Here is a 25,596-nt window from a genome sequence, read left to right on the forward strand (position 1 = left end):
GCCCAAGTCAGCCTCCTGACCTGGGCGCTTTTTGGTTGCCAGAGCGAGGGCCCACGGGCTTAGCGGGCCGGCTCGCTCAGGCAAGCGCATTGCGCCCCGGGGTTGGGCGCGAGGGGGTTGGCGTGGCAAGACGTGGCCGCGTTGTGGAACCGCAGCTCGACGAGACCAGAGCGAGGGTCCACGGGCTTAGCGGGCCGGCGCTGTGTCAACGGGTGGTCGCCTGACGAAAGCCGGTTTTGTGTTTTGTGACCAAAATGCGTAAAATACAGAAGTATATGGAGGAAGTGGGATGCAAAGAGTGGTGGTATGCGGCCAGAGCCGGGCGACAGCCTGCGTGGCGGCGACGTTGATCCAAAGTGACCTGGCCCTCGCGCTGGCGGTGGAGACCCCGGAGCCTGGTGCGGTGGCACTACCTGCCCTTGAAGCGCTGGCAACGCTTGGGGCGAATCAGATCCAAAAAGCGACCCCTAAAGTGCTGGGGATGGCCGACGTGTTGGTGTTCACGGATTACAGTGATGCGCCGGCTGCCGCCCAGCGCGCCAGTACGGTCGCGCAGATGCGCAAGGTGCTCAACACGGCCATGGCCGCCGGTTTCGGCGGCGTGGTGCTGGTGGCGACCCAGGAAAGCGCGGTCGGGACGTTTTTTGCGCAGCGGATCTCCGGTCTGCCGAAGACAAGCGTGCTGGGGGTCGGCACGCAGGCACTGACGGCCTGCTTCCGGCGCTTCTTGGCGACGCGGCTGGCGGTGCCAGTCGACACCGTGACGGCGTATGCGGTGGGGACGCAGCGCGATTACGCCTTGTTGTGGAGCCGTGCGTATGTCGGTGCAACGCCGGTGTTGAGTCTGCTCAAAGACGGTGACCCGGCGGCGCTGATGGGCGATGCGGTGCAAGCGTGTCAGGCGTTCGCGGACGCCGCAGACGAGTTCGTGATTGCCGCGTCGGTGCGCCGGTTGATCGCCGCCTTGGCCGGTGACGCGCTGCTGACGCCGGTGGCGACGCTGGTCGACGCCGCGGAGACGCCGTTAGCCCTATCGCAGCCGATGTTGATCGACGCGCGCGGCGTGACGCAGGTGGCGCGCGTCAGCGGGTCCGATGCCGAGCAGCAGGAGGTCGCGGCGATCACTGCCGGCGTGATGGCGAAGCTGACTGAGATCCAACAGGAGAGTGATGAAGGATGAAACCAAACTACCAATACCCATTAGACCTAGACTGGACCAAAGACGAGATGATCCAGGTCACGACGTTCTATTCGCTGGTCGAGGATGCCTACGAAAAAGGCGTGGACCGCGCGAACCTGCTCGCAGCGTATAACGGTTTCAAGTCAGTCGTCCCGGACAAGGGCACCGAGCGCCAGTTGGGTCGCGCCTTCGAGGCGGACTCGGGCTATTCGCTGTACCAGGTGGTCAAGGCCGCGAAGACGAGTACCGCGCCGCGGCTCAAACTGCGGGTGGCGCCATGACGGTGGTGCTCACGACCCTTGATCGGCAGGTCCGCAACTGGCTGGACGAGAGCCGGCGCCGGATCCTGGCGGCGATGGCGGCCCCGGTCGCGGTGACGACCAAGACGAACCGCAACGACTTGGTGACGAACGTGGACCGGGCGAACCAGGCGTTTTTGATCGATCAGATCCACGCGGCCTATCCGAATGCCCACGTTGAAGGGGAAGAAGGGGGCGCAGCGAAGCTCGACCGGCTGGCGGGGCTCGTGTTCTTCGTCGATCCGATCGACGGCACGATGAACTTCGTCAAGCAACGCGCGCACTTCGCCGTGATGATCGGGGTGTACCAAGACGGCGTCCCGCTGTATGGGGCGATCCTTGACGTGATGCGGGACGAGCTGATCACCGGGGGACCGACGCTGGCCCCGACCAAAAACGGGGTGCCGTTGCCACCGGTCCCGGACCGGGCGCTGGCTGACGGGTTGCTCGGGGTCAACGCGCCGATGGTGATCCGCAATCGGATGCACCTCGGCGAGATCGCCTTGGCGAGTGCCGGGCCGCGCATGACCGGCAGCGCCGGCATGGAGTTTCTCGCCATCGCCCAAGGGCAACAGGTCGGCTATGTGTCCTACCTGCAGCCCTGGGACGTCGCTGCCGGCATGGCGATCGGCGCCGGGTTCGGGTTGCGGGTGACCCGCCCGGATGGCACGCCGGTGGACCTGCTGGAAGCCGGACTGGTGGTCGCGGCGATGCCGCAGGCGCACGCGACGATCTTGACGATTATCGCGTCACCCGAGAGCGGTTTCGTGCACCCAAAATAAAGTTTTCAGAAAACTGCCACAACCACCTTGGCTGTGCTATAATGTGTAACCGAAGACTGTGTCGAACCGACACGTTTTTTTATGCCGTAACCAAAAGCGACACGCTGAAAGGAAGTTAACACACGTGAAGACACGCGACGATATTCGCAACATTGCCATCATTGCCCACGTTGACCATGGGAAGACGACGTTGGTCAACGAGATGCTGAAGCAATCCGACACCCTCGCCGAGCACATGAGCATCGGGGACCGGGCGCTGGACTCTAACGCCATTGAAAAGGAACGCGGGATCACCATCCTGTCGAAGAACACGGCAGTCAAGTACGGGGACACCACGATCAACATCGTGGATACCCCCGGGCACGCGGACTTCGGTGGTGAAGTGGAACGCATCATGAAGATGGTCGATGGCGTGCTGCTGATCGTGGACGCGTTCGAAGGCACCATGCCACAGACGCGCTTCGTGCTGAAGAAGGCGCTGGAGCAGCACCTGACCCCGGTGGTCGTGATCAACAAGATCGACCGGCCAGGCGCCCGTCCGGCCGAAGTCGTTGACGAAGTGCTGGAACTCTTCATCGACCTTGGCGCCGAAGACGACCAGCTCGACTTCCCGATCGTGTACGCGAGTGCGATCAACGGGACGTCTAGCTATTCCGATGACCCGGCGGACCAGGAACACACCATGGTGCCGCTGTTCGATACGATCATCAAGACGATTCCAGCACCTGAAGACAACACCGACGAACCGCTGCAGTTCCAAGTCGCGATGCTGGACTACAACGACTACGTGGGGCGGATCGGGATCGGGCGCGTTTTCCGCGGGACGATCTCTGTGGGCGACTCCGTGTCCGTGCTGAAGCTTGACGGGACCAAGAAGAACTTCCGGGTCACCAAGCTGTTTGGGTTCTTCGGCCTCAAGCGGGTCGAAGTGCAGACGGCCAAGGCCGGGGACCTGATCGCCGTGTCGGGGATGGATGACATCTTCGTCGGCGAGACGGTCGCCGACGCGAGCCAGCCAGAAGCACTGCCGGTGCTACGGATCGATCCGCCGACGTTGCAGATGCTGTTCTTGCAAAACGACAGCCCGTTTGCCGGTCGCGAAGGCGATAAGGTGACGGCGCGCAAGATCGAAGACTACCTGAACTCCAAGCTGCAGACAGACGTTTCACTGCGCGTTGAGCCGACGGATCAGGCGGGGGCCTGGATGGTCTCCGGGCGTGGGGAACTGCACCTGTCCATCCTGGTCGAAGAGATGCGTCGGGCTGGGTTCGAGTTACAACTCGGCCGCCCGGAAGTGATCTACCGCGACATCGACGGCGTGATGAGCGAACCGTTCGAAGAAGTGCAGATCGACACGCCGGAAGAATACACCGGCTCGATCATCGACGCGATGGCGAAGCGTAAGGGTGACATGATCAACATGGTCAACGAAGGTAACGGTCAGACCCGCATGGTCTTCCTCGCGCCTTCCCGTGGCTTGATCGGCTACTCCAGCGAATTCATGTCTTCGACTGGTGGGTATGGGATCATGAACCACACCTTCGAGAAGTACATGCCGGTGATCAAGAACTGGGAACCCGGGCGGAATACCGGGGCGCTGGTCTCGATCAACGCCGGCCAGAGCACGACCTACTCCCTGCAGAGCATCGAGGACCGCGGTCAGCTGTTCATCGACGCTGGGGTCGATGTGTACGAGGGGATGATCGTCGGTGAAAACAGCCGCGACAACGACATCGCCGTCAACGCGACTAAGGGGAAGAACCTGACCAACACCCGTGCATCTGGTAAGGACCACGCGGCTGCGATCAAGACCCCGAAGCACCTGTCTTTGGAAGAGTCCATCGAGTTCCTGAACGATGACGAGCTCTGCGAAGTGACGCCGACGTCCGTGCGTCTGCGCAAGAAGATCCTGAACACCGGTGAGCGCCAGAAAGCGGACAAGCGCCGTAAGATGGCCAAGGACCTGTAACCCAAGACCGTTAAAAAACCGTTTCGCCAGACGCGAAACGGTTTTTTTGTTGGGCCTGAAGCGGCGACAAGCACCAACGGGCGATCAGTCGACCGTCGCCAGGGCCTGGGTCAAGTCGGCCAATAGGTCGTCAATGTTCTCGATCCCGACCGACAGGCGGATCAGGTCCGGCGTGATCCCGGCGGTCTGGAGTTGCGCGTCGCTGAGCTGGGCGTGCGTGGTCGAGGCCGGGTGGATGATCAGCGATTTCGCATCGCCGACATTCGCCAGGAGCGAGAACAGGGTCAAGTGGTCGATCAGCTGGATCGCCCCGGCGCGCCCCGCCTTCAAGCCGAACGTGAAGATCGAGCCGGTGCCGTTGGGGAAGTAGCGTTGGGCGAGCGCCCCGTACTTGGAGCCAGTCGCTTCGGGGTAGGAGACCCAAGCGACTTTGGGGTGCGCCTCGAGGAACTGGACGACTTTGCGCGCGTTGGCGACGTGGCGCTCGACGCGCAGTGACAGGGTCTCAAGGCCCTGGAGCAAGTACCAAGCGGATTGGGGGGCCAAGGTGGCACCGGTGTCGCGCAAGTGCTCCGCGCGGATCTTGGTGGTGAACGCGGCCGGGGCTAGGTCGGCCCAGACGAGGCCGTTGTAAGATGGGGTCGGGGTCGTGAAGCCGGGGTACTTGCCGGAGGCGCGGTAGTCGAACTGACCGTTTTCGATGATCAGCCCGCCCAGCGTCGCGCCGTGACCGCCGATGAACTTGGTCGCCGAGTGGACGACGATGTCGGCGCCGTGTGCCAGCGGCTGGATCAGGTACGGTGTCGCAAAGGTGGAGTCAACGATCGTCAGGATCTGGTGCCGGTGGGCGATCGCAGCGACTGCCTCGAAGTCGACGATGTTGATGGCGGGATTACCCAGCGACTCAAAGAACAGCGCCTTGGTGTTCGGCTGGATCGCCGCCTCGAAGTTGGCGGGGTCATCGGGGTCGACGAAGGTCACGTCGATGCCGAGCCGGTGGAAGGTCTCGGCGAAGAGCTCGTAGGTCCCGCCGTAGATCGTGGCGGCGCTGACGATGTGGTCGCCGCTACCGGCGATGTTCAAGATCGCGGCGGTCACTGCGGCGGCGCCGCTGGCCAGGCTGATCGCACTGGTGCCGCCTTCTAGGGCGGCGATGCGGGTCTCTAGTGCCGCGTTGGTCGGGTTGGTCAGGCGGCCGTAGATGTTACCGGCGTCGCGCAAGGCGAAGCGGTCCGCGGCCTGCTGGGCGTCTTTGAACACGAAGCTGGCGGTCTGGTAGATCGGGGTGACCCGAGCACCGGTGGTCGGGTCCGGTTCCTCTTGGCCGGCGTGCAACTGCAGGGTCTCGAAGTGATAAGTTGGATCGGTCATGTGGTGATCTCCTTTAGAAGCGGTGTGCGACATATCGAGTGGGGAGCGGGGCAGATCTGGCCAACAGGGACAAAAAAAGCCCGGGAACTTCAACTGAAGTTCCCGGGACGACAAGTCGTGTTACCACCCGTTGTTTTGATCGTTATCGCTAGCGACCACTCATCGGGTACGCGTGCCACACTGCACGGATACCCTAGCGCGTTAACGGGCGCGCCCGGACGCCGCTCACCGAAGCTCGCCGCGTCACTGGCTCAGAGACCATATTCCCAACGGTTGCGCGACCGGCTCACACCCACCCCGGCTCTCTGCGCGCGCGCCCAGAGGTACTTATCTCTTCGTTGCCATTGATTGATTCTGAATATAATCGTTTCTTAATCGGATTGCAATGCTTTTTTGAAAAAAAGCCCGCGCGGCCGCCGCAAGGATCGACGCACCGCGGCGCGCCGGCGCGGAACGTATGGTATAATCGAGACAACATTTTGCCGTGAAAGGGCGAGTGCCGTGTTCAAGAAACTCCGCTACATGGATTACTACATCTTAATCCCATTCCTGGTGCTGTGTGCAACCGGTGTGGTGATGGTCTATTCCGCCAGTGCGTATTACGTGCGGGTGCACTTCGGCGACGCCGAGACATCTGTGATGATCAAGCAGCTGCTGTTCGTGCTGCTCGGGGTGATGCTAGTTGCGTTCTTCTATTACTTCAAGCTGTCACTCCTGCGCTCGAAGTGGGCGCAAGTGGGGATGTGGGTGCTGATCTTCACGGGCCTCTTGATCCTGGTCGTGCAGGGCAAACTCGACCCTAAGGCCGCGGTCAACGGGGCGGTCGCGTGGATCCCACTTGGGCCAGTGCACATCCAGCCGGCTGAGTTTGCCAAGCTGGCGGTGATCCTCTACCTCGCGTACATGTTCACGCAGCGCCAAGACGAGATGCGCCGGCCGGACTTCCAGGTGCGCGAGCTCTGGGGGCCGCTGATGATCGTGGCCGTCTGCATCGTGTTGGTCCTCAGCCAGCCGGATACCGGGGGGGCGATCATCCTGACCATGATCGCGCTGATCATGCTTTTTGCCAGCGGGATCTCACTGCGGCTGGGCATCGGGATGAGCCTGCTGTTCGGTAGCCTCGGCGGGGCGGCTTACTACGGCCTGTCGCAGGTCAAGATCCCCGAGACGGTGCTCAAGCACAGCTACCAGCTGCGGCGGCTCGTCGCGGCGTTTCACCCCTTTGACATGGTCAAGACTGAGGGCGGGCAGGTGGTCAACTCGCTGTTGGCGATCGCGCACGGCGGCTTTTGGGGTGTCGGTCTGGGCATGAGCAGCCAGAAGCTGGGTTACCTGCCAGAGCCGTATACCGACTTCATCCTCGCGGTGATCACTGAGGAGCTGGGGTTACTCGGCGCGAGCCTTGTGATCATCGGCATCTTCTTCTTGATCGGGCGGTTTTACCTGATCGGGATCCGGGCGAAGAACAACTACCATGCGCTGATCGCATACGGCATCGCGACGATGATGCTGATCCAGACGATCTTCAACGTCGGGGCGGTGAGCGGGGTCATCCCGGTCACCGGGGTCACGCTCCCGTTCATCTCGTACGGGGGCTCCAGTATGCTGGTGCTGTCGATCAGCGTCGGGCTGATGCTCAACATCAGTGCAAGTGAAAAAAAGGCCAAGGAGGGCACGCATGCATAAAGTGTTAGTGGCAAACCGCGGGGAGATCGCGGTCCGGATCTTCCGCGCCGCCGAGGAGCTCGGGCTCAAGACGGTCGGGATCTTTGCGAAAGAAGACGAGCTGGCGATCCACCGGTTCAAGGCGCAGGAGGCTTACCAAGTGGGTGCCGGCAAGGCCCCGATCGCGGCTTACCTGGATATGGATGACATCATCCGCATCGCCAAGGTCAGCGGTGCTGACGCGATCCACCCCGGCTACGGGTTGCTGTCCGAAAACGCGACGTTCGCGCGCAAGGTCGCCGCAGCTGGGTTGACCTTCGTCGGGCCGCGGCCAGCGCTTCTAGACATCTTTGGCGATAAGGTCGCGGCCAAGGCCGCCGCCCACGCCGCCGGGCTGCAGACCATCCCCGGGACCCCGGAGCCGACGCAGGACTTCGAGGAGATCCTCGCCTTCACGCAGACGCATGGCTTCCCCGTGATGCTCAAGGCGGCCAGCGGTGGCGGCGGCAAGGGGATGCGGATCGTGCACTCCGAAGAAGAACTGCGTGCGGTCTACCAAAACGCGGTCAATGAAGCGGTCGCAAGCTTTGGCGACGACCGGATGTACGTCGAGAAGTATATCCGCTCCGCCAAGCACATCGAGGTGCAGGTCCTCGGCGACACGCACGGTCACCTGATCCACCTGTTTGAGCGGGACTGTTCCGTGCAGCGGCGCAACCAGAAGGTGATCGAGATCGCCCCGGCGATCGGCCTGGCGCCTGAGTTGCGCGCCGAGATCTGCCGCGCCGCGGTCGCGCTGATGGCAAGCTTGAACTACGAAAACGCTGGTACCGTCGAGTTCCTGGTCGAAGGGGACCAGTTTTACTTCATCGAGGTCAACCCGCGCGTGCAGGTCGAACACACGATCACGGAGCTGATCACCGACGTCGATATCGTGCAGAGCCAACTGCGAGTCGCCGCAGGGGCGGACCTGTTTGACGACATCGGGCTGCCGCACCAAGACGCGCTGAGCTTCCGCGGTGCCGCGATCCAGTGCCGGATCACCACGGAGGACCCGGCGAACAACTTCATGCCGGACACGGGCACGATCACAACGTACCGCAGTCCCGGGGGCTACGGGGTCCGCCTCGACGTCGGGAACGCTTACGCCGGCGCGATCGTCAGCCCGTATTACGATTCGCTCCTAGTCAAGACCTCGGTGCACGCCGCGACCTTCGAGGGCGCCGTGCGGAAGATGCAGCGCGCCTTGCGTGAATTTCGCATCAGCGGGGTCAAGACCAATCTGCCGTTCCTCGAAAATGTGCTGCGCTCGGAGACGTTCCAGAAGGGGCAAGCGGAGACGACCTTCATCGACGCGACCCCTCAGTTGTTCAAGCTCAAGCCGGCGCGCAACACCACCGACCAGCTGCTCGCCTATGTCGGGGAGATCACCGTCAACGGCTTTCCGGGGTTAGAGCGCCACGACCAGAAGTATTACCCAGATTGGAGCTACCGCCTGCAGTTCCCGCAGGCGGCACCGAAGGTCAACCTGGTGCAGTTGCTCGCGCAGGACGGGCCTGAGGCCGTTGCCGCGTGGTTGGCCGACCAGCCACGGGTGATGCTGACGGATACGACGTTCCGCGATGCGCACCAGAGCCTGTTTGCCACCCGGATGCGGACGCGCGACATGCTGCGCGTTGCCCCGGACATGGCCAATGCGCTGCCGAACCTGTTTTCGATGGAGATGTGGGGCGGGGCGACGTTCGACGTCGCGTACCGCTTCTTGAACGAAGATCCGTGGCGGCGCCTGGCGCTGCTGCGCGAAGCGATGCCGAACACCTTGTTCCAGATGCTGTTTCGGGGCAGTAACGCGGTCGGCTACCAGAACTATCCGGACAATGTGATCCGGCAGTTCATCAAGGTGGCCGCGGCGAACGGAATCGATGTCTTCCGGATCTTTGACTCGCTGAACTGGGTCCCGCAGTTGACGCATTCGATCGACGCGGTGCGCGAGACCGGTAAGTTGGCGGAAGGCACGATGTGTTACACCGGTGACATCTTGAGTACGGCGCATCCGAAGTACGACCGCGCCTACTACATCGACCTGGCGCGGCAGCTCGTCGACGCTGGTGCGAACATTCTGGCGATCAAGGACATGGCGGGGTTGCTCAAGCCACAGGCGGCCTATGAGTTGATCAGCGACTTGAAGGACGCGGTGGACGTCCCGCTTCACCTGCACACGCACGACACGACCGGCAACGGGGTGGCGACTTACGTACAGGCGGTCCGCGCCGGCGTCGACGTGGTCGACGTGGCGCAGTCGGCGATGTCTGGGACCACCAGTCAGCCGTCGATGGAGAGCCTCTATTACGCGCTGGCGGGGAGCCCGCGGCAGCCCGACCTGGCGATCACGAACGCCGAGCACCTCAACCAGTACTTCCAGGCGATCCGGCCGTACTACGCTGATTTTGCCAACAATGTCACCGGGCCGCTGACCGACATCTACACCGTGCAGATGCCAGGCGGCCAGTACTCGAACCTGCAGCAACAGGCCAAGAGCATGGGCCTGACCGACTTCGAGGCGGTCAAGTCGATGTACGCGCAGGTCAACACGCTGTTCGGGGACCTGATCAAGGTCACCCCGTCGTCGAAGGTCGTTGGGGATATGGCGCTGTTCATGCTGCAAAACGACCTGACCCCAGAAGCGGTGTTGGATCACGGCGAAACGCTGGACTTCCCGGCGTCCGTCGTGGACTTTTTCCGCGGCGACTTGGGGCAGCCTGTCGGCGGATTCCCGGCTACCTTGCAGCGAAAGATCCTCAAGGGGCAGGCCCCACTGACCGTGCGGCCAGGGCGCCTGGCGGAACCCGTCGACTTCGACGCGGTGCGGACGACGCTGAAGGCGGCTGGTGTGCCGCATCCGAGCGAGGCGCAAGTGCTCTCGGCGATCCTCTACCCGGACGTCTACAAGGACTACCTGAAGCGTCAGGGGCAATACGGCCCCGTCACCACGCTGGATAGCCCGACGTACTTCCAGGGGATGCGGGTCGGCGAGCGGGTGCGGGTGCTGCTGCGGCCGGGTCAGATGATGATCATGCAGCTGGATGCGATCAGCGAACCCGATGCCAGCGGTCAGCGGACGCTGTACTTCACCGTCAACGGCCAAAAGCGCGAGGCGCAAGTCCGCGATGCCAGTGTTCAGCACGCGACCGCCAGTCACCAGCTGGCCGAGCCGACCGACAAGAACCAGATCCCGGCTCCGATGGGCGGGCGGATCCTGAGCGTCGCCGTGACGGTCGGGCAGACGGTGGCGGAAGGTGAGCCGCTGTTCGTCACCGAGGCAATGAAGATGGAAACCACGGTGCACGCGCCGTTCAGTGGTACAGTGCGGCATCTGTACGTCGCAGAAGGCGACCTAGTCCAGAGCCAGGAGCTGCTGGCGATCCTGAAGCCAGCCGCCCAGAATTGAGTGACACACGCAAGGAGGAAAGGACATGCTAGCGCTTACCCCGCGTCAGGGACTGGTGGTTTGGGTCTATTCACTCAAGCAGATCAAGGCATTGCGCCATTACGGCAGCGTGCTGTATGTCTCCAAGCGCATGAAGTACGTCTATCTGTACCTTGATGCAGCGCAGATCCCGGCCGCGCAAGAAAAGCTGGAGAAGTTGCGCTTCGTCAAGCGAGTCGAGGTCTCGATGCAACCGAGCCTCGCCACTGAATACGGTGGCCAGCGCAGTTTGGCGGCGCTGGAAGACGACGAAGACGACGATGCCCCGAAGGGAGGACCTAATGCGCGTCATTAGTGGTGATTTTCGCGGCCGCCGGCTGAACGCCGTGCCGGGGGATCAGACCCGGCCGACCGCAGACAAGGTCAAGGAATCGATGTTCAACATGCTGGGGCAGCAATTTGCCGGTGGGCAGGCGCTCGACCTGTATGCTGGCACTGGGGCACTCGGGATCGAGGCGGTATCGCGCGGAATGGCCCACGCAACATTGGTCGATCGCCAGTTCGCGGCAATCAAGACGATCCACGCGAATGTTGCCTTGACCAAGGCCCCCGAGCGCTTCACGGTGCTCAAAGCCCCAGTGGACCGGGCGATCGCCCAGTTCGGGGCGGCGCACCAGCAGTTCGACCTGATCATGGCCGATCCGCCATACGCCCAACAGACTGTGTTGACGCAACTGGCCGCATTTTTGACCCACGACCTGCTCGCCCCGGGTGGGCGGGTGATGCTGGAGACCGGCCTCGATGTCGAGTACCCCGCAGAGATCGTGGGGTACACGCAGCTGCGCCACCAGACCTACGGCGTGGCGCAAGTTTTGATCCTAGAGCGAAGTGAGTGATGGTATGACGAAGATCGCATTGTTTCCGGGGAGTTTTGACCCCTTCACGAACGGGCACCTCGATACGGTGACCCGGGCCAGCCGCTTGTTCGACGAAGTCGTGATCGCGGCGATGACGAATACGAGCAAGGCACCGCTATTCGACGCGGCGACGAAGCTCGCCCTGATCGACGGGGCGGTCGCCGCGTTGGCCAACGTGCGTGTGGTTGCCCAGCCGGCGATGCTGACGGTCGAGTACGCCCGCCAGATCGGCGCGACGGCCCTGATTCGTGGCGTGCGCAACACCGCGGACTATAATTACGAAAGCGGCATCGCAGACATGAACGCGAACCTGGCGCCAGAGATCGAGACCGTGCTGTTGTTCGGGGATAAGCGCTACCGCTTCATCTCCTCCAGCCTGATCAAGGAAGTCGCGAGTTTTGGTGGCGACGTCAGTGCGCTGGTCCCGGCTAACGTCGATGCGGCGTTGAAGGCCAAGTTTGGCGGTGAGCGCCTATGACGACGAAGCGGACTCACCGTTGGTGGCGCTGGCTCGCGCTGGCCTTGGGGCTGGTGGTGGTCGTCGGGGGGCTGCTGTTTTGGCCGACGAATCGCTACATCGAGGTGCCTGGCTCAGCCGAGTCCCTCAAGCCTTACGTCACGGTTGACCAGCACAAAGATACGGAAAAAGGCGCCTACATGCTGACCACCGTCGGCGTGATCGGCCCGGCCAGCCCGGCGCTCCTGTTGTGGAGCAAGTTTCAGCCCTATGCGGAGACGATGTCCAAACAGGAGCTGATGGGTAGCGACACCAGCGCCGAATATGATCTGTTGCAGCGCTACTACATCCAAAGTGCGGGCACTAACGCGGTGGTCGCGGCCTTCAAGCTGGCCAAGCGCCCGGTCACCGTGAATCAGCTTGGCATCTACGTGATGTCGATCCTCAAGCAGTCGCCGTTCAAGGGCAAGCTCCAGCTCGGTGACACGATCACACAGCTGGACGGACGGCGTTATGCCAGCGCAGATGCCTACATCAAGGCGATCCAAGGACGTAAGGTCGGCAGTCGGTTGACGTTGACCTACACGCGCCAAGGCAAGGTCCACCACGCCAGCGGCAAGCTGATGCAACTTCCAGGGACCCACAAGGCGGGCATCGGCATCACGCTGACGGAGCATACGACGGTCAAGACGACGCCCAAGGTCGCGATCGATGCCGGTGACATCGGCGGACCGAGTGCGGGGCTGATGTTTGCGCTCCAGACCTATACGCTGATCACCAGTCAGCAGTTACGCGACGGTCAGCTGATCGCGGGGACCGGAACGATCGACGCCGCTGGCCAAGTCGGCCAGATCGGTGGGATCGACAAGAAAGTCGTGATCGCGGATAAGACGGGGGCGAAGGTGTTCTTCGCCCCGGACGAACCGGCGACCAAGGCGATCCTGAAGGTCGATCCGACTTATCAGAATAACTACGCAGTTGCCAAGAAGACGGCCGCAGCGATCGGGACCAAGATGAAGATCGTGCCGGTCCGCACCTTGCAAGACGCCGTCGATTACTTACAGAACCGTTAAGGAAGCCGTGACGATGTCGCGGTTTTTTTGGGCCAACTGGCGAAATCTTCCTGTGAATGGAGGTGAGTCAGATGGATCAACTTAAGGAGTGGGTGCGCCTATATTGGGTCGTCCCGTTAGTCGTCGTCGCAGTGCTGGGGTGGCTCTGGTGGCAGGCGCGGCCGCAGCCGGCCAGCGTTGAACCGCTGACAGCTAGCGTCAGCACCAGCACCGCCAGCCGTTCGACGGCTACGAGTAGCGGAAGCGGGCCGCAGGCGGGGGTCGTTCACCTCAAAGGGGCCGTCGTGCATCCTGGGCTCTACCCGGTGACGACGACCACCCGCTGGGACGCCGTGGTCAAGGCAGCCGGCGGGCTGACGCCAGTCGCCGACATCACGCAGATCAACTTGGCCAAGTTCGCTAGCGACCAGGAAAGCCTCTACATTCCGAGTAAAGGGGAAGCAGCCGTGGCGCCGGCACCGGGCGCAAGTGGGGCCAGCGCGGCGAGCGCAAGCGGCACGTTGGTCGACCTCAACACGGCGACCGAGGCGGAACTGCAGACGCTGAGCGGGATCGGGCCGAAAAAGGCCGCAGACATCATCGCCTACCGTGAGACCAGTGGGGGGTTCAAGACGGTCGAGGACCTGAAGAACGTCAGCGGGATCGGTGAGAAAACTTACGAACGCCTGGCGCCGTTAGTGACGGTCGGACCATGAGCCGGCAGGGCGTGTTCGGAATCGCGGCGCTGCTGGGTGGACTGCTCCTGATCCTGCAACCCTGGTGGCTGGGACTGCTCTTGATCGGTTGGGCGAGCTTCAAGAGCTGGCGCTTCGCCGGGCCGCTGATCGGGGTCGGGGTGCTCCTGGGCCTCGCGCGCGGGGCCGTGATGGCGCAGCAGACGGCTGCCCCGCCGCGCCCGGTGGGGGTGGTCCGCGTGATGCCAACGGCGTGGACCCTGCAGGCGGGCATGGCGCGCTACGTCGGCCAAGCGGCTAACGGCGTGAGGATCAGTGGCCAGGTGACCCTGACCGACGCACAGGCCGCACAGCTTGCACGGGTGACGACACCGACGCTCGTGACCTGGCAGGGCCCGGCGACGCGCCTGAGCGGGGCGCGTAATCAATACGAGTTCGATTATGCCGACTACGCCTGGCAACAACAACAGCTGGCCTACCAGAGCCCCAAGCAGGCGCTCAGCTTGACCGTCGTGACGCCGCGGGGGCTTGGCGAGTGGCTTCATGGGCTGCGGGCACGCCTGATGCTGCACCTGGCTCAGCTACCGGCCAAGGTCCAGACCTACGCCAAGGGCTTGTTGCTTGGCCAGCTCGACGCCGATTTTGACGCGCAGCGCCAGACGTTCATCGACCTAGGGCTCTTCCATCTGTTCTCGGTGTCAGGGCTGCATCTGTTTGCGTTGATCGGCGCCTTGTACGCCTTGACGGACCGGTTGCGGCTCCCGAAGGCGGCGATCGACTGGCTGTTGATCGCCACGCTACCGGCGCTATTGGTCCTGCTCCCAGCGGGCGCAGGGATCATGCGCGCCGTGTGGCTGCGCATCGCGCTGTTGGTCAACGACCGGCTGCAATTGATGCTGACGAAGCTCGACTGCTTCAGCCTCGTGCTTGCGTTGAACCTGTTGGTCCAGCCGTACGTGTTGCACACGTTGGGCGGGCAGCTGACCTATCTGCTGACCGGGGTGCTGATATTGGCGCCGGGGGCGACCCGCTGGGGCACGACTTGGCGACTGGCCGCAGTGTCTGCCCCGGTGATCCTCGCTCAGACGTACCGGTTGCATGTGTTGACCGTGGGCTTCAACTGGCTATTGATGCCGGTATTCGAGCTCGGCTTGATGCCGGCCCTGGTGATCGTCTGCCTGTGGCCGAAGGGGCCGCTGACCGGCGTGTTGGGTGCTGTGTTGACGGTCGGCGAGCAGCAGCTCCAGCGTGCAGGGCAGCTGCCCGGTCAGGTGATCTTTGGCGCCTTGCCGGCGGGGCTTGCGCTGCTGGGCGTGGGGCTGATCCTGCGTGCGCTGGTCCGCAAGCGGTGGGGGCTCGTTGGCGGCTGGTTCGCGGTGAGCTGGCTGATCGTCAATGTTCACGCGCAGTGGCGGGTGACCATGTTTGATGTCGGTCAAGGCGACGCCCTGTTGATCGAAGCGCCCTATAAGCAAGGGGTCGTGTTGATCGACACCGGCGGACTGGGATTCGGGACCCGGCGCAACCCACCGGCCAAAGCGGCGATCGTCAATTACCTGCACGCGCGCGGCTTGGCGCACCTGGACGCGCTGGTGCTGACCCACGCCGATGCCGATCACGTCGGGGATGCTGGCCTGCTGACGCAATTGATGCCGGTGACGACGCTGTACACCACGCCATTGGCAGCGGCGCACCCGTATGTCCAGGCCGCGTTGGCGGGTCAAGTCACCCAACACCGCCAGGTCTTGGCCGGGGCAACGCTTCGGGCGGGTATGATCAGCTTGCGGGTGGTCGCACCGACCGCCGCGACCGCGACGGAGAAAAACGCGGATTCGCTGGTCCTCTATGGTAAAATAGGAGGCAGCGATTGGTTGATGACAGGGGATGCGGACCGTACCGTTGAACAGACGACGTTGATGCCCCAGCAACTGACGGTGGACTTTTTGAAAGTTGGCCACCATGGGTCGCGGACCGCGACAGACCCGGCGTTCATCGCGCAGATCGCCCCACAGTGGGCGTGGATCTCGGCGGGGGTTGCGAACCGCTACGGTCACCCACACGCCGAGACGCTACAGACGCTGGCTGCCGCCAAGGTCCCAGTGCTCACGACGGCAACGGCGGGGATGATCTGGCTGGAGGGGCGCACCCTGCACACGTTTTTGAAAGGGACTGAGTGATGCAAGTTGATGAACTGATCCAACAGTTGAACCAGGGCCTGCGCCCACCGCTGGTCGTGTTACTGGGCACGGAGCGCGCCCTGCTGGACCGAGCGCTCGCGGCGCTGCGTGCGCTGGTGCCGCCTGATCAGGCGACGATGAACTACGCGAGCTACGACATGCGGCAGACGCCGGTGGCCGTCGCGCTGGATGATGCAACGTCGCCCCCGTTTTTTGGGGACTTCCGCGAAGTCGTGATCACAGACCCGTTTTTCTTGACCGGAGAAACGCCGAAGGTCCCAGTCACCCATGATTTGGAGGGGTTGACCGCGTACCTCACTCACCCGGTCGAGTCGACGGTGATGGTCGTGGTCGCCGCTTACCCGAAGCTGGATGAGCGCAAGCGCTTGACCAAGGCGCTGAAAAAGGCCGCGGTCGTCGTAGACGTTAAACCGTTGGACCAGCGCGCGGCCCAATCCGCGATCCGCCAAGCGCTGGCGCAGCAGCACACCGAGATCACGCCGGCCGCCTTGGCGGCCCTGGTCCAGCGGACGGCAGGTGATTACAGCGTGATGATGGGGGAGCTCCCCAAGCTTGCGCTGTACGCGCAGGGGGGGCAGCCGCTTGATGAAGCGGCGATCGACGCCTTGGTGCCCAAACAGCTGACGGACCGGGTATTTGACCTCGTAGCCGCCGTCGTCGCCCGCAACGCGACGCAGGCGCTGAGCCTGTACCGCGACTTGCTGCTCCAAAAAGAGGAGCCGATCCGGCTCAACAGCCTGTTGATCAGCCAGTTTCGCCTGCTGCTTCAAACCCAGATCCTTGCGCAAAAAGGGTACAGCCAGGGGAGCCTGGCCAGCGCACTGAAGGTGCACCCGTACCGCGTCAAGCTCGCCTTGCAGCAGGTCAACCGGGTCAGTGCGCAGGCGCTTCGGCAGGCGTACATCGGCCTGGTCGACACCGAAACGGCGATGAAGACCGGCCAGATCGATAAGTCGCTGGCGTTCGAGCTGTTCGTCCTGCGTTACTGCGGCGGGCAACCGCAACGCGCGTAGCCGGCGGCCAAGTTTTTATTGCAAAGCCGAACGGGCTTCGCTATAATGTTTCCTGTGTTGTTTAACGACACCCAATCAATCCCCGGAGGTGAAACTCTTATGCCACAAATCAAATCTGCGATCAAGCGGGTGAAGACCCAGGCTGCTAACCGCGAACGCAACGTTGCTCAGATGAGCGCACTGCGGACCAGCGTGAAGAAGTTCAAGGTCGCCGCCGCTTCTGACGCCGACAACAAGCAGGACCTGTACAAGGCTGCAACGCGTGCGATCGACATGGCGTCCAGCAAAGGCCTGATCCACAAGAACAAGGCCGGCCGCGACAAGAGCCGTCTGTCTGCGCTTTTGGCTAAGTAATCACCCGGGGTCGTGAACTATTGCGACCTCGGATGACCAGGCATTCGTGCTTGGGACGTGGTCAAGTTTTGAACCCGTTTCTTCGCCTGACGGTTCACCGTCGTCTCCCGCAGTTTCGGGCAATTTCAATAGAAAGGTGGAAATAAGCTCATGGCTGTTTCTCAAACTGAAAAGAACGAAATCATCGCAAAGTTTGCACGTCACGAAGGCGACACTGGCTCACCAGAAGTGCAGATCGCTGTGCTGACCGCTGACATCAAGAACCTGAACGCTCACTTGGGCGTTCATAAGAAGGACCACCACTCTTATGTTGGTCTGATGAAGAAGATCGGTCAACGCCGTAACTTGCTTCGCTACCTGCGGAACAAAGACGTTCAGCGTTACCGCGACCTGATCAAGGCACTTGGTCTTCGTCGTTAATCTTAACGGGGCTGTGCCATAACGTGGTTTTAGCCCAGAGTATAAGAGAGACCCCCTGAAAAACCCGAACTTAGGTTTTGCAGGGGGTCTCTCTTATACGGCTAGGGCGTTGCGTTATGGCACGTAACGTTCTGGAATAGTCGTGCCACCAGGGGTTATGTCACAACCCGATTTCCTACGATTAGTCAAGGGTTTTGAACTAGGTTTTAGGTCTTGAACTTAGGTATTGAACTTAGGTCTTGGATTTAGGTATTTAGGCTGAGGGTTTGGTACTAGTGGGGTGGGCCGCAAACGGTCGTCACTTTTTGGGTAAGCTAAATAAACCTCCTCACTTCCCCTTTAAAAACGACCTGGATTGAACTACTATACAGGTGTAGGAGCTTATGACTCCGCGCTAATAGTGGACTTCGAGTCCGTGTATCGGTAACGATACTTAGTGCCTGCCATTACCATGGCATATAGGCATTTCAGTGTCTTGTTCATACAAGCCACGACGGCAACCTTATCCCGTTTCGGGATAGGGTTGTTTTTTAGTTCGTAGTAATAATCGACAATATGATTGGGCGCGGCGGCCTTTTGCCGGATCATGTTTCTGACGATCAGATAAAGCAAGGCACGCGCGTGAGGATTACCCCGCTTATTGATATGGTCTTGTCGTGTGTACTTGCCAGATTGATAACGATTCAGATCGATCCCAACGTATGCGTTGACTTGATTGGCATTATCAAAACGACATATATCTCCAAGCTCGCCGACCAGTTGTGCGGCTGATAATGCCCCAATGCCAGGCATCGATTGATAGATCTGAAATTGTGGTAGTCTCTCTGCGACACTCGTCATTTGTTTTCGTAAGCTGTCTTCTTGCTTGACCAACTCGATCAACTGCCGACAATAATACTGCACTTCTTGGACTTGGACACTGTCCGAATCGGCGGCGGGATAGCTATCCTTGGCCAAGGCGCTCAACTTCTCTGCGTACTTCAAGCCTTTGGCTTGAGACAGTTTCTTATCGGTCTCACTCATCAGCTTGTTCTTTAAGCAAGTACGTGAGATCCCCCGCACAAAGGCTGGGTGTGGAAATAAAAGGATCACGTTTAGTGCCAGCTTCGATACGCGAGAGCTAAACAGTTGCTCGACTTCGGGGAAAGTCTGTTGGAGGGCTGTATATAGCTTTAGCCGCGTTAGTTTGACCTCATCCATCACTTGTTGGTAGAAGCGGTTCAATTGGCGTAACTGCTCATATTCAGGTGTCCACGGAGTGGTCAATCGATACTGGTGATGCGTCACAGATAGCGCGATCCTGTGGGCATCCTTTTGGTCGGTCTTCACGCGCCGTAAACTCTCTGAATGCAAGTGTAGCTCCAGCGGGTTCAAGCGGCCATACCGTAATTGATGGTCTTGGCAGAAGCGTACTAGTGGCTGTGAATAGATCCCTGTGGCTTCGAAGTACACGATCGGGTCATCCGCTTGCTTGAGCATTTGGTCAAGCTGAGTGAAGCCGAGCTTGTTGTGTACACACTCGAACTCCTTTAAACACTGGTCACCGCGGTACCAAACACCGTAGCTGTGACCTTTAGAAACATCCAATGCGAATACATCGGACAAAATATTACTCCCTTTCTAAATTGGTGAAGCTAGCCCGCATCTTCTTCTCGTAACTCATTTCCTAAACACGACCTCGAAGGCCCACGATCTTAAACCAGATTTGCGCGACGAAGATGACGGAGATCCTTTTGTGTTACGGACTCGAAGTCCCTTGGGTTATGTTCGATTTTAGCTTCATCTTCAGTGTAGCGAGCAAAAAGAAAATTCCGGTAAGAAACTGGAGAATTCACCAGTTCTTACCGGAACTAATCTTAGATTGTTTTTGATGCCTGCGCGGCGGCAATGCGGGGTGCGGTTTTGCCGGAACGGTCGCAAGTCCGCCAGTGGTGTGGTACACTGAAAACAGGATTTATTCGTTGCCGCGTACGCGTGGCGAAAAACGTAAATACTTTGCAGAGGTGAACCCATGAGTAAGATCAAGGTGGTCGCCCTCGGTGGTGTACGAGAAAATGGTAAAAACATGTACGCCGTCGAAGTGGACGACCGAATTTTTGTATGTGATTTCGGGCTGAAATACCCGGACAATGAGTTATTGGGGATCGACATCGTGATCCCGGATCTGACCTACCTGGAAGAGAATGCTGACCGGATCGAGGGGATCTTCTTGTCTCACGGCCACGCGGATGCCGTTGGCGCCCTGCCATACTTTCTGGCGGAGCACCCGGTCCCGGTCTTTGGCTCCGAGCTGACGGTCGCCCTGGCCAAGCTGAACATGACGACGCCTAAGGCCAAGAAGTTCAAAGATTTTCATGTGGTCACGGCCAAGTCAGTTGTCGAGTTTGGGAAGATCAAGGTCTCCTTCTTCCCGACGACCCACAGCATTCCAGGGGCGCTGGGCATCGTGATCGAGACGCCCAACGGCGCGATCGTGTACACGGGTGACTTTAAGTTCGACCAGAGCGCCGCGCCGCAGTACCAATCCGACCTGTCGCGGCTGGCAAAGATCGGGGACCGCAAAGTCCTCGCGCTGCTGTCCGACTCCGCCAACGCGGAATCGCCGTACCAAAACGCGAGCGAGCGCGAGATCTACAAGTACATCGAAGAGGCCTTCAAGTACCACACCGGGCGCATCATCGTTGCCAGCGTGGCGTCGAACATCGAACGTATCCAGCAGGTGCTCAACGCAGCCGCCGAGAACGGCCGGCGCGTGGTGCTGACCGGGCGTGAAGTGGAGCGGGTCGTCAAGACCGCGATCCGGCTGAACGATCTGGTCTTGCCGAGTGACGACATCCTCGCCACGACCAAGGAGCTGAAGGGCCTGGAAGACCACGAAGTCGTGATCCTCGAGACTGGGCGAATGGGCGAGCCGCTCAAGTCGCTGCAGCGCATGGCGACCAATAAGCACCGCCTGGTCCACATTCACGAAGGCGACTTGGTCTTCATCACGACCTCGATCTCACACGCGATGGAGACCATGGCGGCTAAGACCCGCGATATGATCTACCGGGCCGGTGGCGAAGTCAAGGCGGTCTCCGATGACCTCCACGCGTCGGGGCACGCGAACAAGGCAGACCTGCAGCTGATGGTCAACCTGCTGCGGCCGCGCTTCGTGATCCCGGTCCAAGGCGAGTACCGCCTGCTGGCTGCCCACGCAGAGATCGCCCACGAAACCGGGATCCCCGAGGACCACATCCTGATCCCGAACATCGGGGACATTCTCAGCTACGAGAAAGGCAAGATGTATAACGCCGGCCATGTCGACGCCGGGAACACCATGATCGACGGGATCGGGGTCGGCGACATCGGCAATATCGTCCTGCGCGACCGCAAGATGCTGGCCGAAGACGGGATCTTCATCGCGGTGGTCACGATCGACCGCAAGAAGAAGCGGATCGTCTCCAAGCCAAAGATCCAAAGCCGCGGGTTCGTCTATGCCAAGACAGCCAAGGACCTGCTGACGGAGGCTGGCACCCTGGTCGCCGGGACGGTGCAGAAGAACCTCGACAACAAGGAGTTCGACTGGAGCACGCTGAAGCAAAGTGTGCGTGATGACCTGAGCCGCTTCCTGTTCGATCAGACCAAGCGTCGTCCGGTGATCCTTCCGGTGATCATGGAAGTCAACCAGAACAGCGCCAAGCGCCAGTAAGTGACGCGCGCAAAAACGACACCCTCAAGGTGCCGTTTTTTGGTATGATAAGAACGAGAAAACACGAATGAGGGACAGTCATGGGAAAAATCGTTGCGATGCCGAATAACGGGAACCGGCACCTGACCATCGGGTTGCAGGCGCTCGAAGACGCCAATTACGCGAGCGCCGCCGCGCACCTCGAAAAGGCGTTCAAGCTGACGCCGGTCTTTGAGGTCGCGCTGCCGCTGACGCAAGCGCTGAACGGGCTGCACCAGCCACACGAAGCGGTCCCGTACATCAGCCAGTTCATGGAGGATTACCTGGCCGCACCAGAGGCCCGCACGCTGTTGTTCGAGACGCTGCTCGCCTTGCCGGACTACCGCTTCGCGTGGGCGGTGCTGCACCATGTCGAGCCGGCCGCGCAGCCGGCGCTTCAAGCGCAGATCGAGGCAGCAGAGGCGACCGACCTCGCGGCTAACGGTGAGGTGATCGCGTCGCTCAGCCGGGCGCTGCGCCACCTCGGTGGGTTTGACCCGCACCAGCAAGAGCAGATGATCAACGATATCGGCCGCCTGCCGCGCGCGCAGATGATCGAAGCGGCCCGGGCCAACCTGAATGATCCCGACGTGCACCCGGCGATCCGGATCAGCATCCTCGATGCGCTGACCGCAGTGGGGGACGACACACCGGTGGCCGTCACCGGCTATGCGCAGACCGGGACCGTGGTGCCGAGTGCACTGCCTGGCGTGCTGAATGATCCGACCCTGTTGCAGGTGCTGAATCAGGTCCAGTTGCAGGTCGGCCTCGATGATCCGGAGTTGATGCGGGCGACGGTCGAGGTGTTGCGCTTTGAGCTGGGCTACTTGTACCCATTCATCGCGCAGGTGATTCCGGACCCCGCACACTTTGCTGCTAGCTACCTGAACAAGGCGGGCGCCGGGGTGACGGCGGCGGAAAAAACATTGTTCAACTGGTTGACCACTCAGACGGCGCAACTGATGAATATGGCGAAATAGCGGCATTTTGCTGTAAAGGAAAGAAAGTTGACGTTGCCGGTTTACAAAGCCTGAGATTCTCGATATAATCATTTTCGGAATTCATTTCCAGCCAGAATATTTGCTTTGGTATTTTGGCTTAAATGTAGTACACTAGAACGTAAAGGATTGCAGGGTCTTGGCTTTGCGTCTTTACGAAAATATACAGGAGGTTCGTTTTTTCATGGCTGAAAAAGAACACTATGAACGCACTAAGCCCCACGTCAACATTGGTACGATCGGGCACGTTGACCACGGTAAGACTACCCTGACCGCGGCAATCACTTCCGTACTTGCGGAAAAGGGTCTCGCCAAGGCGCAAGACTATGCATCCATCGATGCTGCTCCGGAAGAAAAGGAACGTGGTATCACCATCAACACCGCTCACGTTGAATACGAGACCGAAAAGCGCCACTACGCTCACATCGATGCGCCAGGGCACGCGGACTACGTTAAGAACATGATCACCGGTGCTGCTCAGATGGATGGTGCGATCTTGGTTGTTGCCGCTACTGACGGCCCGATGCCACAGACGCGTGAACACATCCTGCTGGCTCGCCAGGTGGGCGTTGACTACCTGATCGTCTTCCTGAACAAGACCGATCTTGTCGACGACGAAGAACTGACCGACCTTGTGGAAATGGAAGTTCGTGAACTTCTGTCCGAATACGATTTCCCTGGTGACGACATTCCTGTCCTTCGTGGTTCCGCCCTCAAGGCCCTTGAAGGCGACCCAGAACAGCGCAAGGTGATTGAAGAACTCATGGATACGGTCGACGAATACATCCCGACCCCAGTTCGTGACACCGACAAGCCATTCCTGATGCCTGTCGAAGACGTCTTCACCATCACCGGCCGTGGGACCGTTGCTTCTGGCCGTATCGACCGTGGGACGGTCAAGATTGGTGACGAAGTCGAGATCGTTGGTCTGAAGGAAGAAGTGCTCAAGTCCACCGTTACTGGGCTTGAAATGTTCCGTAAGACCCTCGACTTGGGTGAAGCTGGCGATAACGTTGGGGTCCTGCTTCGTGGCGTTGGTCGCGAACAGATCGAACGTGGCCAGGTCCTGGCAAAGCCAGGTTCCATCCAGACCCACTCCAAGTTCAAGGGTGAAGTTTATGTCCTGAGCAAGGAAGAAGGTGGCCGTCACACGCCATTCTTCTCTAACTACCGCCCTCAGTTCTACTTCCACACAACGGACGTTACCGGTGTAATCCAGCTGCCAGAAGGCGTTGAAATGGTTATGCCTGGTGATAACGTCACCTTCGAAGTCGACATGATCAGTCCTGTCGCGATCGAAAAGGGGACCAAGTTCACCGTTCGTGAAGGTGGGCGTACCGTTGGTGCCGGCGTCGTTTCCGAGATCCTCGACTAACACGCCGTCCCACAGAAGTCCGCAAGCACCCGCTTGCGGGCTTTTTTTGTTGCCAGCGCGAAGCCCCAGGCCGGCTCGCTCGGGTAAGCGCATGCCCCCTCGGGGTTGGCCGCAGCGTGAAGGCTGGCCGTGCAGAAGAACTGACCAGCCGTGCCTTGGTCGTTGCGGGCCGGTCGCGGCGCCAGCGGCGTCAGCGGCGGCCCGCCAGCGCTGAGGAAGCTTTGGCCACCAAAAAAGCGTTGAACCGGTCGGGGTCCAACGCTTTTGGGGCTGCGCTACTGTCGCGCGCGTCGTTTTTCCCAGCGTGCGAGTAGCGGCATCACGAAGCCGAGGCCGAACAAGACCGCCACGGAGAGGAAGTTCATCCCCAGCTGGTGGGTGAAGGTGGCGGTCCCGACTTTCGCCTCCTGCGGGATGAACCCGAGCGTTGCGCAGGCGAAGGTGAACAGGAAGCACCATGCCCCGACGGCCAAGGCGGCCCACTTGTGCTTCAGGAAGACATAGGTGGATTGGTAGCGCTCCTGGCGCCAACGCAAGGCGATGAAGGCAAAGAAGACCCAACACGTCTTATACGGGCTGACGATCCCGTTCAGGTTCAACAGCCAGTTGAAGACTGCGTTGATATTTGGCAGTGTGCCGGAGAGCAGGAGCAGGAACAAGCAAAGCCCCGCGGTGAAAATATAACTGTGGATCGGCCGGCCGTTGCGGTTCTCTTTGAGCAGCCACTTCGGCATGTACTGCATCGCCGTATCCATGGACAGCACGCGCGAGGCGGCGTCGATCAGGACCGCTAGCTGGGCGAGCATATAGATCAGCTGCACCACGCCGAAGACGTACATCAGGCTGCGGCCCAGGCCGAAGCTTTCACCGAGCATCTGAAAGGCGTAGTAGGCGCCGTTCATCTTGAGGTCGTTCGGCAAGTGGTGGGCGTTGAAGAACACGCCGAGGGCAAAGGAGCCGAAGATGGTCAAAAAGGCGGTCATCACGGCGAGCATGATCATGGCCTTCGGATACTCATGCTTCGGGTCGCGCATCTGCAGGATGTACGCCGCTCCGAGTTCGGCGCCAGACATGGCGAAGATCAACAGGCCGGTGGAGGCGAAGTAGTGCGTGTCGAATTTGGGCATGAAGGCGTGCCAGTCGAAGGGTTGCGTCGCGATCGGGTTGCCGTGCATCAAACCAGCGACGGTCATCACGACGAACAAGACGGTCATCAGGAACATCGCACCGCCGCCGATCAGGCTCATGACCTCGAGCGACCGCTTGAAGACGTTTTCCAAGACGATGAAAATCAGGATCACGGCGAAAGTGAAGATCCCGAACCACAGGTTGGACATGTGCTGATCAAGGCTGTTGTTGCCCAAGACGAGCCAGGACAGGGCGACGATCACAGAGTTGGCCACGTCGACGAGGTACGGCAGGGTGCTGGACCAGTACATCCAGCTGGTCCAGTAGCCCAGCGTGTCGGTACTGGTGCGCCGGACCCAGGTCGCCAGGCCCCCGCCGTTTTCGGTGAAGGTCGCGCCGAGCTGTGCGGCGATCAGTTCGTAGGGGATCACGAAGGTGAAGAGCATGAAGACCCACGAGACGACGACGGACAAGCCCTGATTCTGGAACGGGTAGATGATGTCGTCGAAGCCGATCACCGTGACGAATGTCAGCAGTGCCAGCGTCGGCCACTTGATGTATTTGCGGTCTGGTTCTAAGCTAGTCAT

General features: G+C 60.6%; 21 protein-coding genes. 18 read left to right on the forward strand and 3 right to left on the reverse strand.

Annotation, left to right across the window (positions count from 1 at the left end; translation table 11 throughout):
* Nucleotides 1-289: 289 nt before the first annotated feature.
* The 4 genes from HII33_RS08135 to typA all read left to right on the forward strand — a co-directional run bounded on the left by HII33_RS08135 (nt 290) and on the right by typA (nt 4,230).
* Nucleotides 290-1,180: a Rossmann-fold NAD(P)-binding domain-containing protein gene (locus HII33_RS08135; protein WP_179395305.1), complete on the forward strand. Its 891-nt coding sequence runs from the start codon at nt 290-292 to the stop codon at nt 1,178-1,180.
* Nucleotides 1,177-1,461 (forward strand): UPF0223 family protein, encoded by a 285-nt coding sequence (locus tag HII33_RS08140; protein WP_179395306.1) that lies wholly within the window; start codon nt 1,177-1,179, stop codon nt 1,459-1,461. Before HII33_RS08135 ends, HII33_RS08140 begins: the two co-directional genes overlap by 4 nt.
* Entirely contained in the window at nt 1,458-2,261 is an 804-nt protein-coding gene (locus tag HII33_RS08145; protein WP_179395307.1) for an inositol monophosphatase family protein, read from the forward strand. The genes HII33_RS08140 and HII33_RS08145 overlap by 4 nt, the downstream gene beginning before the upstream one ends.
* 124 nt (nt 2,262-2,385) lie before the next feature.
* On the forward strand, nt 2,386-4,230 hold the full coding sequence (gene typA / locus HII33_RS08150; RefSeq protein WP_179395308.1) for a translational GTPase TypA: 1,845 nt from the start codon (nt 2,386-2,388) through the stop codon (nt 4,228-4,230).
* An 84-nt stretch (nt 4,231-4,314) separates the two neighbouring features.
* On the opposite strand, the gene HII33_RS08155 is transcribed toward typA, so the two are convergent.
* Nucleotides 4,315-5,601 carry an O-acetylhomoserine aminocarboxypropyltransferase/cysteine synthase family protein gene (locus HII33_RS08155; protein WP_179395309.1) on the reverse strand — a complete coding sequence of 429 codons (1,287 nt, stop codon included), beginning with the start codon at nt 5,599-5,601 and terminating at the stop codon, nt 4,315-4,317.
* A 522-nt stretch (nt 5,602-6,123) separates the two neighbouring features.
* On the opposite strand from HII33_RS08155, the gene HII33_RS08160 reads away from it, so the two are divergent.
* The 11 genes from HII33_RS08160 (at nt 6,124) to rpsO (ending at nt 17,799) form a co-directional block, all read left to right on the forward strand.
* Entirely contained in the window at nt 6,124-7,287 is a 1,164-nt protein-coding gene (locus HII33_RS08160; protein ID WP_179395767.1) for an FtsW/RodA/SpoVE family cell cycle protein, read from the forward strand.
* Nucleotides 7,280-10,714 carry a pyruvate carboxylase gene (locus HII33_RS08165; protein WP_179395310.1) on the forward strand — a complete coding sequence of 1,145 codons (3,435 nt, stop codon included), beginning with the start codon at nt 7,280-7,282 and terminating at the stop codon, nt 10,712-10,714. Before HII33_RS08160 ends, HII33_RS08165 begins: the two co-directional genes overlap by 8 nt.
* A 25-nt stretch (nt 10,715-10,739) precedes the next feature.
* Nucleotides 10,740-11,048 carry a YlbG family protein gene (locus tag HII33_RS08170; protein WP_179395311.1) on the forward strand — a complete coding sequence of 103 codons (309 nt, stop codon included), beginning with the start codon at nt 10,740-10,742 and terminating at the stop codon, nt 11,046-11,048.
* The gene (gene rsmD, locus HII33_RS08175) at nt 11,035-11,589 is read left to right on the forward strand and encodes a 16S rRNA (guanine(966)-N(2))-methyltransferase RsmD (protein ID WP_179395312.1); all 555 of its coding nucleotides are present in this window, start codon (nt 11,035-11,037) and stop codon (nt 11,587-11,589) included. Before HII33_RS08170 ends, rsmD begins: the two co-directional genes overlap by 14 nt.
* A 4-nt stretch (nt 11,590-11,593) precedes the next feature.
* Entirely contained in the window at nt 11,594-12,088 is a 495-nt protein-coding gene (gene coaD / locus HII33_RS08180; protein ID WP_179395313.1) for a pantetheine-phosphate adenylyltransferase, read from the forward strand.
* On the forward strand, nt 12,085-13,140 hold the full coding sequence (locus HII33_RS08185; RefSeq protein WP_179395314.1) for a SepM family pheromone-processing serine protease: 1,056 nt from the start codon (nt 12,085-12,087) through the stop codon (nt 13,138-13,140). Before coaD ends, HII33_RS08185 begins: the two co-directional genes overlap by 4 nt.
* A 71-nt stretch (nt 13,141-13,211) precedes the next feature.
* Nucleotides 13,212-13,835: a helix-hairpin-helix domain-containing protein gene (locus tag HII33_RS08190; protein ID WP_179395315.1), complete on the forward strand. Its 624-nt coding sequence runs from the start codon at nt 13,212-13,214 to the stop codon at nt 13,833-13,835.
* Nucleotides 13,832-15,991 carry a ComEC/Rec2 family competence protein gene (locus tag HII33_RS08195; protein ID WP_179395316.1) on the forward strand — a complete coding sequence of 720 codons (2,160 nt, stop codon included), beginning with the start codon at nt 13,832-13,834 and terminating at the stop codon, nt 15,989-15,991. The genes HII33_RS08190 and HII33_RS08195 overlap by 4 nt, the downstream gene beginning before the upstream one ends.
* Nucleotides 15,991-17,025, forward strand: a complete 1,035-nt coding sequence (gene holA / locus HII33_RS08200; RefSeq protein ID WP_179395317.1) for a DNA polymerase III subunit delta — start codon at nt 15,991-15,993, stop codon at nt 17,023-17,025. The genes HII33_RS08195 and holA overlap by 1 nt, the downstream gene beginning before the upstream one ends.
* Before the next feature lie 99 nt (nt 17,026-17,124).
* On the forward strand, nt 17,125-17,379 hold the full coding sequence (rpsT, locus tag HII33_RS08205) for a 30S ribosomal protein S20 (RefSeq protein ID WP_179395318.1): 255 nt from the start codon (nt 17,125-17,127) through the stop codon (nt 17,377-17,379).
* 150 nt (nt 17,380-17,529) lie between these two features.
* Nucleotides 17,530-17,799, forward strand: a complete 270-nt coding sequence (gene rpsO / locus HII33_RS08210; protein WP_179395319.1) for a 30S ribosomal protein S15 — start codon at nt 17,530-17,532, stop codon at nt 17,797-17,799.
* Nucleotides 17,800-18,180: 381 nt separating this feature from the next.
* On the opposite strand, the gene HII33_RS08215 is transcribed toward rpsO, so the two are convergent.
* Nucleotides 18,181-19,404, reverse strand: coding sequence for an IS110 family RNA-guided transposase (locus tag HII33_RS08215; protein ID WP_179395086.1), 1,224 nt, complete (start codon nt 19,402-19,404; stop codon nt 18,181-18,183).
* Between the two features lie 406 nt (nt 19,405-19,810).
* Between HII33_RS08215 and HII33_RS08220 the strand changes: the two genes are divergently transcribed.
* From HII33_RS08220 to tuf, 3 genes are all read left to right on the forward strand, one after another.
* On the forward strand, nt 19,811-21,490 hold the full coding sequence (locus tag HII33_RS08220) for a ribonuclease J (RefSeq protein WP_179395320.1): 1,680 nt from the start codon (nt 19,811-19,813) through the stop codon (nt 21,488-21,490).
* An 80-nt stretch (nt 21,491-21,570) separates the two neighbouring features.
* Nucleotides 21,571-22,488, forward strand: a complete 918-nt coding sequence (locus HII33_RS08225; protein WP_179395321.1) for a tetratricopeptide repeat protein — start codon at nt 21,571-21,573, stop codon at nt 22,486-22,488.
* A 202-nt stretch (nt 22,489-22,690) separates the two neighbouring features.
* The gene (tuf, locus tag HII33_RS08230) at nt 22,691-23,881 is read left to right on the forward strand and encodes an elongation factor Tu (protein ID WP_179395322.1); all 1,191 of its coding nucleotides are present in this window, start codon (nt 22,691-22,693) and stop codon (nt 23,879-23,881) included.
* Nucleotides 23,882-24,156: 275 nt separating this feature from the next.
* Here tuf and HII33_RS08235 read toward each other — a convergent pair whose 3' ends face one another.
* The gene (locus HII33_RS08235; protein ID WP_179395323.1) at nt 24,157-25,596 is read right to left on the reverse strand and encodes an APC family permease; all 1,440 of its coding nucleotides are present in this window, start codon (nt 25,594-25,596) and stop codon (nt 24,157-24,159) included.

Origin of the sequence: Lacticaseibacillus absianus, from assembly GCF_013407595.1 — a bacterium.
GTDB lineage: Bacteria > Bacillota > Bacilli > Lactobacillales > Lactobacillaceae > Lacticaseibacillus > Lacticaseibacillus absianus.